The organism is Aurantiacibacter aquimixticola (assembly GCF_003605475.1).
In the GTDB taxonomy this organism is placed as follows: domain Bacteria; phylum Pseudomonadota; class Alphaproteobacteria; order Sphingomonadales; family Sphingomonadaceae; genus Alteraurantiacibacter; species Alteraurantiacibacter aquimixticola_B.
Genome location: NZ_RAHX01000001.1, coordinates 889,226 through 901,615 on the forward strand (window position 1 = coordinate 889,226; position 12,390 = coordinate 901,615).

Here is a 12,390-nt window from a genome sequence, read left to right on the forward strand (position 1 = left end):
CTCATTTCTTGAGGCCCTCCGGAAACTTGATCTCGCGCTCGCGGATCGCCTGCTCGCTCTGCTCTTCCAGATGCCAGGGCAATTCCTCGAACACGTCTTCGAACATGGTGGCGAAAGGATGGTGCAGGCCGTGGCCGAGAATACCATTCTTTTCAGCGGCCTTCTGCGCGTCCTTCACCATCTGGTCGAGCTCGGCATCCTGCGCTTCCTGCTGCTCTTCGGACCATTCGCCCAGCGCGATCAGGTGGTTCTTCAGGCGCATGACCGGATCGCCGAGCGGCCACTCGTCGCGCTCCTCCGCACTGCGATAGGCGCTCGGATCGTCGGAGGTCGAATGCCCTTCGGCGCGATAGGTGAAATGCTCGATCAGCGTCGGCCCGCCATTGCTGCGCGCACGGTCCGCCGCCCAGCGCTCGGCAGCATAGACGGCGAGCGGGTCGTTGCCGTCCACCCGCAGCCCCGCCATGCCGTAGCCGATCGCCCGCGCGGCGAAGGTCGCCCGCTCCGCTCCGGCAAAGCCCGAGAAGGAGGAAATCGCCCACTGATTGTTGATGACGTTAAAGATGACAGGCGCATTATAGACCGTGGCGAAAGTCATGGCGGAGTGGAAGTCACCTTCCGCCGTGCTGCCTTCGCCCACCCAGGTGGCCGCAATGCGGCTGTCGCCCTTGCTCGCGCTCGCCATGGCGAAGCCTGTCGCCTGTGGCAACTGGGTCGCCAGATTGCCGCTGATGGTGAAGAAGCTCAGACGCTTCGAGCAATACATGATGGGCAGCTGGCGGCCCTTCAGCTTGTCGCCCTTGTTGGAATAGATCTGGTTGATCATCTCTTCCAGCGCGTAACCGCGCGCGATCAGGCAGCCCTGCTGGCGATAGGAGGGGAAGATCATGTCGTCGCCGGCCAGCGCATGGGTGGCGCAGACGCTCGTCGCCTCCTCGCCGGTGCACTTCATGTAAAAGCTGGTCTTGCCCTGCCGCTGGGCGCGATACATCCGGCCGTCGAATGCGCGCACCAGCGCCATTTCGCGCAGCATGCGCCGCAGCGTATCGGCATCCAGGCGCGGATCCCACGGCCCGTGCGCCTTGCCGTCATCGCCGAGCACGCGGATGAGGTCGTCGCAAAGCGGATAGGTCTCCTTCGCTTCGCACGCTTCGTCGGGGCGCGGCTGGTCTCCAGGCTGCGTAATGCCGAGATCGCTGAAATCGACCGCATCGCCGGGGCGATAGCGCGGTTCAGGTACATGCAGAGCGAGCTTCGGGCGATTGCGTCCCTGCTCGTCCGTCGCGTCTGCCATGCCTCTCTCCCTAATGCTCTAGCGGCGCGGACCGATATTGGTTTCGTCTGAAACCGTCAATCTCTGTGCAGCGTCAGACCGCCACCGGCGCGCGCAACACGCCCTGTGGCTCGTAATCGCGCACCGCGAAATCCTCGATCGCGTAGTCGAAGATGGTGTCCGGCACCCTCGTAATGGCAAGCCGCGGCTCGCCCACCGGTTCCCGCCTCAGCTGCTCCTCCACCAGCTGCGTGTGGTTGAGATAGAGATGCGTGTCGCCCCCGCTCCACACCAGCTCACCCGCTTGCAAACCGGCCTGCGCCGCCATCATGCGCGTGAGCACCGCCGCGCCGACGAGGTTGAACGGCAGGCCGAGCGCAACGTCGCAGCTGCGCTGGTAGAGCAAGCAGTTGAGCCGCGCGTCCGTGCCCTGCCCCACGACGTGGAACTGATAGGTCTTGTGGCACGGCGGCAATGCCATCCGGTCGAGCTCGGCGACGTTCCAGCCTTCGATGATATGACGGCGGCTGCCGGGATCGGTCTTCAGGCTTTCGACCACCTGCGCGACCTGATTGATTCCCGGCCCCTTCTGATATTTGCCATCCGGCCCGTATTCATAGGTCGGCCAGTCGACCCATTGCTTGCCATAGACCGGGCCGAGATCGCCCCAGTTTCGCGCAAAGGCGGAATCCTCGACAATCCGCGCCTCGAACTCCTCCTGCGCGATATCCTCGCCCGTCGCCTGACGATACTTTTTCAACGGCCAATCGCTCCAGATCCGCACGCCCTGCTGCAGCAGCGGGCGGATATTGGTGCTGCCGGTGAGGAACCACAGCATCTCCTTCACCGCAGCCTTCCAGAAGACGCGCTTCGTCGTCAGCAACGGTATGCGATCGTCCGAAAGGTCGAAACGAAGCATCGTGCCGAAGATCGATCGCGTGCCGACGCCGGTGCGGTCCACGCGCTCGTCGCCGTGCTCCCAGATATGGCGCATCAGATCAAGATATTGCCATTCGGGATGGCGGCCGGGCGTGCTCATGCCAATGGCGCTAGCAAAGGGGCCTGCGAGTCGCCAGCGTCACAGCCCGTGATAGCTTCGATACCAGTCGACGAAGCGCGGCACGCCATCATCGATGCTGGTGGTCGGTGCGTAGCCGAGATCGCGCTGGATCGCCTCGATATCGGCATAAGTGCGGGTCACGTCGCCTTTCTGCATCGGCTGCCAATCGATCTGCGCCTTCCGACCGCACGCATCCTCCAGAAGGCCGATCACCCGCATCAGCTTTTCCGACCGGTGATTGCCGATATTGTAGAGCGCGTGCGGCTTGGCCGAACCGCCGGCCTTCACCAGCCCGTCATCCTTCGGCGGCGCATCGAGCGCGGCGACGACGCCGCTGACGATATCGTCGATGTAAGTGAAATCGCGCCACATTTCACCCTTGTTGAAGACCGGGATGGGCTCTCCGGCAAGGATGCGCTGGGTGAAAATCCACATCGCCATGTCCGGCCGCCCCCAAGGTCCATAGACTGTGAAAAAGCGCAATCCGGTAAGCGGGATGCGGTAAAGATGGGCGTAGCTTTCGCTCAGCATTTCGTCCGCGCGCTTGGTCGCCGCGTATAGGCTTACGGGGTGATCGGCGCGGTCGTCCACGCTGAAGGGCAGCGTGTCGTTTCCGCCATAGACGCTGCTGGAACTGGCATAGACCATATGGCCGATTTCGCGGTGGCGCGCGATCTCAAGCATGTTGGCATGGCCGACGATGTTGGAGTGGATATAGGCCGCCGGATTTTCCAGAGAGTACCGCACGCCTGCCTGCGCGCCGAGATGGACGATAGCGTCGAACCTCTGGCCTTCCAGCGCCGCAGTCAGCGCGCCCATGTCGGCAAAGTCCAGCTCGTGGAAGGCAAACTTATCGCCCGCCTTTTCGATCTCGGCCAGCCGTGCGCGCTTGAGCGAAGGATCGTAATAGTCGTTGCAATTGTCGATGCCGATCACCGCATCGCCGCGCGCCAACAGCGCCTGAGAGAGCGCCGCTCCGATGAAGCCTGCAGCCCCTGTAACCAATACGTTCATGACGTCGCTTTCGCCCCTTCCCGCTCCCTGTCGCTCTTACAGCGCACGCGGCGTGAAGCAATGGCGCGAAGGAAGGCAAAAGCCGGTTGCCAGCCCCCGGCCGTGCCCCTATAGGGCCGCCTCTGCCTCGCGGGGGTTCGCCCTCGCAAGCATCCGGTCGGGGAGTAGCTCAGCCTGGTAGAGCACTGTCTTCGGGAGGCAGGGGCCGGAGGTTCGAATCCTCTCTCCCCGACCATTATCGCATCCGGAACCGTTACCCGCGCGGCGCGCTGACTCCCTGGTACAGGGAGTTTTTGGCATGGCCGCACGCGCATATTGGACCGGACAGATCAGGCTGGCGCTGGTCTCGATCCCGGTGGAGATATTCTCCGCCACGAAGTCCGGGGCGAAGATCCGGTTCAACCAGATTCACGAACCCAGCGGCAAGCGCGTATCCTACGAAAAAGTCGTGCCGGGCATCGGCCCCGTAGATCGCGACGAGATCATCCGCGGATACGAAGTTTCCAAGGGCAATTACGTCCTGCTGGAAGACGAGGAGATCGAGGCGGTCAAGATCGAGAGCAAGCGGACGCTAGAACTGGTCCAGTTCGTCGATGCCTGCGAGATCGATCCGCTCTATTTTGAAAAGCCCTATTATGTCGCGCCGCAGGACGAGCTGGCGGAAGAAGCCTTCATCGTTCTGCGCGAGGCGCTGCGAAAGGCGAAGAAGGTCGCGCTTGGCCAGCTTTCCGTGCGCGGGAGCGAGAAGCTGGTGGCGATCAAGCCCTGCGGCAAGGGCCTGCTGCTCGAAACGCTGCGTTATGCCGATGAAGTCCGCAAGGGGCAGACTTTCTTCGACGAGATCGACGATGGCAAGCCGAAGAAGGAATTGCTCGATCTCGCCACTACGCTGATCGACCAGAAAAGCGCGCCCTTCGATGCGAATGAATTCGAAGACCGTTATTCCGATGCGCTGCGCAAGCTTATCGACAAGAAGGCCAAATCGAAGAGCGGCAAGGCGGTGATCGAAGATGTGGACGAGCCTGGCACCGGCGGCGGCTCCAACGTCATCGACCTGATGGCGGCGCTGAAAAAGTCGGTCGACCAGAAGCCTGCAAAATCGACGGGCCGCCGCAAGAAATCGGCCTGACATGGCACGTTCCGATCCGCTTGCCGAGTACAACTCCAAACGCGATTTCGAGAAAACGCCGGAGCCCTCCGGCAAGCGCGCGCCGAGCGCAAACGGCAATCGCTTCATCGTCCAGAAGCACGATGCCACGCGGCTGCACTGGGACTTGCGGCTCGAAATAGATGGCGTGCTGAAAAGCTGGGCCGTGACCAAGGGCCCCTCCCCCGATCCAGACATAAAGCGGCTCGCCGTGCGGACAGAGGATCACCCGATGTCCTATGCCGATTTCGAGGGCACGATCCCGAAAGGCGAATATGGCGGTGGCACCGTGATGCTGTGGGATTGCGGCACATGGGAGCCGATCGCGGGCAAGAGCGCGAAGGACCTGGAGAATGGTCATCTGCATTTCTGCCTGTCGGGTGAGCGGATGAAGGGCGAATGGCTGCTTATCCGCCTGAAGAAAAAGCCCGGCGAGAAGCGCGAAAACTGGCTGCTGCGCAAATTGCAGGACGAATATGCCGAGCCGGGTGACGGACTGGTCGAGCGAGAGCTGACCAGCGTGCTGACGGGTCGCTCCATGGCGGAAATCGCATCGGACAAGCAGGGCGAATATGCGCTGGCAGGCAAAAAGGACGACGCCTTTCTCGCGCAGATGGAAAAGGCCTCCGCGCACAATTCTCGCAAGCGTAAATCGAAGGCCTCTGCGCCGCTTCCGAAATTCCGCAAGCCGCAGCTGGCCACGCTGGTGGACGAGGTGCCCACCGGCAATGGCTGGATGCACGAGATCAAGTTCGACGGATATCGCGCCTTGGTGGCGGCCAGGGGCGGCGAGGTCCGCGTCTACACGCGCAATGGCAAGGACTGGACCGACAAGTTCGCGCCATTGGCACAGGCCGTGGCCGCGCTCCATCTGCCATCCTGCCTGATCGACGGTGAGATCGTCGCGCTGGACAGTGACGGCAATCCCGACTTCTCGACGCTGCAGAAAGTGCTGAAGCGCGGCAAGGGCGCGCAGGGCGCAACCGACGCGCTGCAATTGCATGCCTTCGATCTGCTGGAGCTTGGGGGGCAGGACTTGACCGACCTTCCAAACATCGAACGCAAGGAGCGGCTCGAGGCGCTTTTCAAAAACGCCGCCGATCCCGTATTCGTCGCCGACCATGTGATCGGCAGCGGCGAGGCGCTTTACAAGGCGATGTGCGATGCCGGTCAGGAGGGCATCATCGCGAAGAAGGTCGATACACCCTACCGATCGCGGCGATCGAAAAGCTGGGTGAAGGTCAAATGCATCCGGCGGCAGGAATTCGTCATCGTCGGCTGGAAGGCGTCGACGGCGAAAAATCGCCCCTTCGCCTCGCTTCTGATGGCGCAGCATGAAGGGGGCGAGCTTGTTTACAAGGGCAATGTCGGCACCGGTTTCACGGCGGACGATCTGGACGAGCTTGCGGGCAAGCTGAAACGGCTGGAGCGAAAGACCCCTCCGGTCGAGATCGACAAGGCCAGCGCGCGCGGCGTGACCTGGGTTACGCCGAAACTTGTCGCCGAAATCGCTTTTGCCGAATTCACCGCGGGCGGAAACATTCGGCACGGCAGCTATCTTGGCCTGCGGGATGACAAGCCTGCCGCGAAGGTGAAACCGGAACAGCCCTCGCCCACGTCGCGGGATGACGCGGTCAATATCAGCAGCCGCGAGCGGGTCATCTTCCCCGATAGCGGCCAGACCAAGGGCGAGCTTGCCGATTATTACGAGGCGGTCGCGCCGATCATGCTGCCATTTGCCGCCAGTCGACCGATCAGCCTGGTGCGCTGTCCGCAAGGCCGCGCGCGCAAATGCTTCTTCCAGAAACACGACAATGGCGGCCTGGGCGATGCGGTACGCTCGGTGCCGATCCGAGAGAAGGATGGCGGGCGCGAGGACTATATCTTTATCGACGATGCCCGCGGCCTGTTGCAATGCGTGCAGATGGGAACGATCGAATTTCACGGTTGGGCGAGCCGCAGCGGCGATGTCGAAGCACCGGACCGGATGGTCTTCGATCTCGATCCCGACGAGGGGCTCGGCTTCGATGACGTCAAGACGGCAGCGCGCGACATTCGCGATCGCCTTGCCGATCTTGGCATTGTGAGCTTTGCCATGCTCTCCGGCGGCAAGGGCGTGCATGTCGTCGTCCCGCTCTCCCCTGGCCATTCCTGGGACGCGCACAAGGATTTCGCCAAACGCTTCGCCGAAGCGCTGTCGCTCGCCGAACCGGAGCGTTTCACCGCGACGATGAGCAAGGCCAAGCGCAAGGGCAAAATCTTTATCGACTGGCTGCGGAACCAGCGCGGTAGCACCGCCGTCCTACCTTATTCAGCGAGAGCTCGAAGCGGCGCGCCGGTGGCGGTGCCGGTGGCGTGGAACGAACTCAGGAAGCTTGAGGATGCGAAGCTTTTCTCGATCGACGACGCAACGAAATTGATCCGCCGAGCAGGCTCCAAGTCCCTGGCCGGATGGGGCATGGCAGAGCAGCGACTCCCGGATTTGTAAGGCAGTTCGGGAAAGCACCTGACAAAGATCAAGAAATGTTGGATGGTGCCCGCAAGAGCGGTGGAGGGCTCGGCACTATGTTTTCGCCAGATCACGCCAATTATCCCAACACCGGACGGTTTCTGGCGGGCAGGCTGCGGCATGAAATGTCCGAAGACGAACGCGCCGGACTTGAAACCCTCGTCTCCGAGGTGAAAGATCACAAGAATGGCGACCGACTGATCGCTCGGGGCGATACGTGCAATCATTCCACAATGCTGATCGAAGGGTTCACTCTGCGCACGCTGGAAGCCGACGATCGCCGCCACGGCGTGAGCTTCCATGTGCCGGGCGACTTCATCGACCTGCATTGCTTCACCCTGAAGAAACTCGATCACAATATCGATTGCGTGGGTCCGGTGAAGGTCGGCCTCGTCCCGCATGAGGCCATCGCCGACGTGATGAAGGACAAGCCGCATCTGGCGCGGTTGCTGTGGTTCTCCACCCTGCTGGATGCCGCAATGCACCGCGAATGGATTTTCAAGCTCGAACGATTGACGACGCCCAAGCGCATCGCGCACATCTTCGCCGAGATCTGGCGGCGGCTGCAGATGGTCGGCATGGGCTTCGACGACGGGTTCGAGACGCCACTGCGCCAATCCGACATCGCCGATATGTGCGGCGCGACCGCGATCCACACAAATCGCGCCCTGTCATTCCTGCGGGAAGAGGGAATCGCGAACTTCCAGCGCGGCGAGGTTCGCATCAAGAGCCGCGAGCGACTGGAAGCCTTCGCTGAATTCAGCCAGGATTATCTCTACGGAGATGGCGACCTCTCGCTGGCAGGCGACGGCATCAAAGCCGCGTGATCGGTCGGCACGAAAACGAACCTTTTTCGCAAGCTAGACCTTCGTCCTAGCTTTTTGCGGATCGCTCAAATTTCCTCGTTGAAAACGGCTTTTCAGCTAACATCCGTCAATTTTTTGGCACGTGGCCGTTTACTAATTCTCGTCGCATGGACGCGTTTCGTGGACAGAACGATTTTGCCAGCTATCCGCACACCGGCCACTTCCTGGCCGGTCGCTTGCGGGAGCGCCTGTCTGCATCCGATCTCGATCACCTGGAAAGCCTGGTCCACGGAATCGAGCAACATGATCACGGCACGCGGCTAATAGCGCGCGGACAGACGACCGATCGCTCCATGATGCTGATCGAAGGTTTTGTTTTCCGCACGATCGAAAAGGGCAACAAGCGCTCTATCGTCGGTGTGCACGTGCCGGGCGATTTCGTGGACTTGCACGGTTTCGCGATGAAGCGGCTCGATCACAATATCGATGCCGCGGGGCCGGTGAAGATCGGCTATGTCGAACATTCCAAGCTGCGAGCGGTGATACAGGAGCGGCCCGCCCTGACCCACGCCTTATGGTTTGCCACACTGCTCGATGCCGCCATCCACCGCCGGTGGATTCAGATGCTCGGCAATCTGGAGGCCCCGCGCCAGATCGCGCATGTCTATGCGGAATTGCACACCCGGCTCGGCCTGATCGGTTATCCCGAAATGCGGGTGCTGCGCACGCCTTTCACCCAAGCGGATCTGGCCGATATGTGCGGGGTTAGCGCCATCCATGCCAACCGCGCGGTCGCCAAGCTGCGCGACGCAGGTGTGGGCGAAATTCGCCGGGGCGATCTCTTCACCCGCGATTGGGACGCGCTGAAAGCCTACGCGCATTTCGAGCCGGCATATCTGTACGGCCAAGGCCCCTTATTCCTGCGCGAGGAACTGGAATAAGAAACCTTTTTGTCGTTCAGCCTCCTTCAACACACGCCGGGCGATATCGTGGAGATCCACATCGGGGTGTTCCCGACCGTGTATGATTGGACTTGCTCGATGTGGAAGCCGCGATGATCGCTTCTAGAAACGTTCCCTGCGCGATTGCGGCCTTTCTAAACATTTTATGAGAAGTCATTTTTTCGACCGTACGTGTGAGGGTGACAGCTTTCGCCACGTTGAAATCCTGTCACAGTATCGCTAATCCCATTCACGACAGCGGGCCACGGCGATCCTTGGCTCGGAATGGGACCGCAATAACAAAAGCAATGATTAAGAATTCGGTCCGCTTTGCAGCCCGATATTGGGAAAGCGTCATGATGGACGCTTTTCTCAATTTCGCCCAACGTCTCAGTGAGCTGCCGCGCCGCGCCAAGCAGGCAATCGTCGCTAGCATCGATGTGGTCATGTTGGTCGTGGCGACATGGACGGCATATTCTCTCCGGATGGACGAGTGGTCGCTGACGTCGCCGGCGATCCAAATAATGCTGCTGGCCTCGATTATCCTAGCACCGCCTACCTTTTACGCCGCCGGCGTTTATCGCACCATCTTCCGGTTCGCCGGAGTAGGCATGCTGGCGACGCTGGCCAGAGCATTCATCGTCTATGGCGCACTCACTTTCATTGTCTTCACGCTCATTGGTGTAAAGGGTGTGCCACGCACACTGGGCGTGCTTCAACCAATCACTTTTTTCATCCTCGTCGGCGGCGTTCGGATTAGCATCCGCTTCATCATAATTGACGTGCTTCGCCGTGGACGCTTCGACGGCGCATCGCGACGCACTATGATCTACGGGGCGGGAATAGCCGGACAGCAGCTGGCGAATGCCCTGAAGATTGAACCCAACACGAAGCTAGTCGGCTTCACCGACGATGACCCACGCCTCGCAGGCCAACGGCTCGACGGCCTTACTGTGTATAGCAAAGGAAACCTCGCCGAGACAGTCGCGCGACTTGAAATTGAGGACATTTTGCTGGCGATTCCTTCCGTCGGCCGAAGCCGTCGACGCCAGGTCGTAAGGGAGCTTGCCGGACTCGGCGTAAAGGTTAAGACGCTGCCGCCAGCACGGCACATCATTGATGGCCAAGTGTCTGTCGACGACATTCGGCCCCTGCAAATCGGTGATCTGCTCGGTCGTGATCCGGTCGCGCCCGATCAAAAGTTGCTGACGCGTACTGTGCTGGAAAAGACTGTCATGGTCACGGGCGCCGGCGGCTCTATCGGCAGCGAATTGTGCCGCCAAATCTGCCAAATCGGCGCCACCAAGCTTCTTCTCTTCGAAATGTCGGAATTTTCGCTGTACGCAATCGAGAGAGAACTCAAACTTTCTTCCGCAGCCAAAACATGCGAGATCGTACCATTGCTGGGATCGGTGCGCGATACAGAGAAATTGGCTGATACCTTCCGAGACCACCGCGTCGACACAGTTTTTCACGCTGCCGCCTACAAGCATGTTCCACTCGTCGAAGCCAACCCCCTGGAAGGGCTCAGAAACAATATAGTCGGAACTCATCATATAGCGACCGTCGCGGAGGAAGCCGGCGTCTCCGACTTTATCTTAATCTCCACCGATAAGGCAGTGCGGCCCACGAATGTGATGGGAGCGAGCAAACGCGTGGCCGAGCAAGTGGTCCAGGCGGCCGCTCATCGCAGTCGCGGGACGCGCTTCTCGATGGTCCGCTTTGGAAACGTGCTTGGTTCGAGTGGTTCCGTGGTTCCCTTATTTGACAAGCAGATTCGTGCCGGGGGGCCCATAACGGTGACGCACCAAGATGTTACTCGCTATTTCATGACCATTCCCGAAGCGGCAAATCTTGTCATTCAAGCGGGTGGCATGGCGAAGGGAGGCGAAGTGTTCGTACTAGACATGGGGAAGCCGGTGCGCATTGCTGACCTTGCGCGCACTATGATCCAATTGTCTGGTCTGACAGTTCGCAGTGAGAAAAACCCCGATGGCGATATCGAAATTCGGGAGGTAGGATTGCGTCCGGGCGAGAAGCTTTACGAAGAGCTTTTGATCGGGAACGCGCCATCGAAAACGCGTCACTCGCGGATCATGATGGCCAGTGAGCACTTTCTGGCGTGGGATGAAATGCGGCCGTTGCTAGAAGATTTAAAGATCTGCCGGGACCCGGCAGAAGCCTTTGTCATGCTGCAGACACTGGTACCCGAATTTGAGCATTGTCGAGACAATGAAGGCTAATGCGGCGCATCGTCACGCGCGGCCTACCTCTTATAGGCGCTATGACGGTCATAGCCTCCAGAAAGCGGGATGACGCAGCGCATTCTTGAGGTCGGCAGCGACACCGTGCTCGTTAATTAAGTCAAGAAGCCGATCGGCACCCATTTCGAGATATTCGCCATGCGGAACGGCGAGCAAAACCAGGTCGTAGGTGCGATCCAGCGCATGGTCATCAAGCTCCACGCCGTACTCGCGCATCGCTTCGGCTGGATCGGCGAGTGGATCATGCACCGTTACGTCTAGGCGATAGGATTTCAATTCAGAAATCAGATCCACCACCTTGCTGTTTCTGAGATCGGGTACGTTTTCCTTGAAAGTCATTCCGAGAACCAGGGCGTTGCGCGCGTCCTGCCCTGCCGCCTTTGACAATTGCGAAGCAATATAGCCCGGCATCGTGTCGTTCATCGTTCGTCCTGCGAGTATCACTGCCGGATCATGACCGACCTCGCGCGCGCGATGGGCAAGGTAATAAGGATCGACACCAATGCAGTGCCCGCCGACTAGACCAGGCGTAAATTCAAGAAAATTCCATTTGGTTTTTGCGGCATCGAGTACATCCCACACCGATAGGCCCATCATCCCGAAAATGCGTGTCACTTCGTTAATGAAGGCAATATTGATGTCGCGTTGTGCGTTCTCGATAACTTTGGCCGCTTCGGCTGCGCGGATGGAAGCAGCTCTGAAAGTGCCGCCACTAGTCACGCAATCATAAAGCCTCGCGACGGCGTCCAGAGTCTCTTCGGTATCGCCCGAAACGACTTTGGTAATTTTGTCGATAGTGTGTTCGCGATCACCCGGATTAATTCGCTCCGGGCTGTAGCCTACAAAGAAATCCTTTTTCCATGCCAAGCCTGACCGTTCGCTCAAAATGGGTGCGCAGATCCGTTCGGTTACGCTCGGATATACTGTGCTTTCAAACACAATTATCGGCTTTTTGCCCGCTTGCGCAGCATCCTTAAGCAGATCACCGACAGTCTCGCTCGCTTTGCGAACCAGCGAGAGATCAGGATTTTTCGCGTCGTCGATCGGTGTCGGAACAGTAACGATATAGAAATCCGCGGGCGGAATCTCAGCAATCGAACTGGTGCAGACGAGCGACGTATCGCGCATCCGTTCATCCTCGATTTCATTTGTCCGATCATAGCCTCCACGCAGTTCCTCGACACGTGACTGATCAACGTCGAAACCATAGGTTTCAAAGTTCTTCGACAAAGCTACGGCCAGCGGCAGACCAACATACCCTAAGCCGATCACACAAATCGTTTGTGACATCACTCATATTTCCGATAAGTTGGAGAAGGCTGCTGGCGGCGGATATATGGTGATGTAGGATCAATCAAGCGCTGCTCGCTAGACGA

General features: G+C 59.6%; 9 protein-coding genes and 1 tRNA gene. 6 read left to right on the plus strand and 4 right to left on the minus strand.

Going from position 1 to position 12,390, the window contains the following annotated elements:
• Nucleotide 1: 1 nt before the first annotated feature.
• The 3 genes from D6201_RS04500 to D6201_RS04510 form a co-directional block, all read right to left on the minus strand.
• Nucleotides 2-1,294 (minus strand): thiamine pyrophosphate-dependent enzyme, encoded by a 1,293-nt coding sequence (locus tag D6201_RS04500; protein WP_120047728.1) that lies wholly within the window; start codon nt 1,292-1,294, stop codon nt 2-4.
• Between the two features lie 73 nt (nt 1,295-1,367).
• Nucleotides 1,368-2,312 (minus strand): thymidylate synthase, encoded by a 945-nt coding sequence (gene thyA / locus D6201_RS04505; RefSeq protein ID WP_120047729.1) that lies wholly within the window; start codon nt 2,310-2,312, stop codon nt 1,368-1,370.
• Nucleotides 2,313-2,351: 39 nt separating this feature from the next.
• Complete coding sequence (locus tag D6201_RS04510) at nt 2,352-3,347, minus strand: SDR family NAD(P)-dependent oxidoreductase (RefSeq protein ID WP_120047730.1); 996 nt, start codon at nt 3,345-3,347, stop codon at nt 2,352-2,354.
• 158 nt (nt 3,348-3,505) lie between these two features.
• Here D6201_RS04510 and D6201_RS04515 point away from each other — a divergent pair.
• The 6 genes from D6201_RS04515 to D6201_RS04540 all read left to right on the plus strand — a co-directional run bounded on the left by D6201_RS04515 (nt 3,506) and on the right by D6201_RS04540 (nt 10,993).
• A tRNA-Pro gene (locus D6201_RS04515) sits at nt 3,506-3,582 on the plus strand.
• 63 nt (nt 3,583-3,645) lie between these two features.
• On the plus strand, nt 3,646-4,476 hold the full coding sequence (gene ku / locus D6201_RS04520; protein WP_120047731.1) for a non-homologous end joining protein Ku: 831 nt from the start codon (nt 3,646-3,648) through the stop codon (nt 4,474-4,476).
• Between the two features lies 1 nt (nt 4,477).
• On the plus strand, nt 4,478-6,982 hold the full coding sequence (gene ligD / locus D6201_RS04525; RefSeq protein WP_120047732.1) for a DNA ligase D: 2,505 nt from the start codon (nt 4,478-4,480) through the stop codon (nt 6,980-6,982).
• A gap of 35 nt (nt 6,983-7,017) precedes the next feature.
• Nucleotides 7,018-7,830, plus strand: a complete 813-nt coding sequence (locus D6201_RS04530) for a Crp/Fnr family transcriptional regulator (protein ID WP_242447423.1) — start codon at nt 7,018-7,020, stop codon at nt 7,828-7,830.
• A gap of 146 nt (nt 7,831-7,976) precedes the next feature.
• Nucleotides 7,977-8,750, plus strand: a complete 774-nt coding sequence (locus tag D6201_RS04535; RefSeq protein WP_120047733.1) for a Crp/Fnr family transcriptional regulator — start codon at nt 7,977-7,979, stop codon at nt 8,748-8,750.
• A 356-nt stretch (nt 8,751-9,106) separates the two neighbouring features.
• Nucleotides 9,107-10,993 carry a polysaccharide biosynthesis protein gene (locus tag D6201_RS04540; protein ID WP_165853491.1) on the plus strand — a complete coding sequence of 629 codons (1,887 nt, stop codon included), beginning with the start codon at nt 9,107-9,109 and terminating at the stop codon, nt 10,991-10,993.
• Nucleotides 10,994-11,041: 48 nt separating this feature from the next.
• Here the strand turns inward: D6201_RS04540 and D6201_RS04545 are convergent, their stop codons facing one another.
• Entirely contained in the window at nt 11,042-12,304 is a 1,263-nt protein-coding gene (locus D6201_RS04545) for a nucleotide sugar dehydrogenase (protein ID WP_120047735.1), read from the minus strand.
• Between the last annotated feature and the right edge of the window lie 86 nt (nt 12,305-12,390).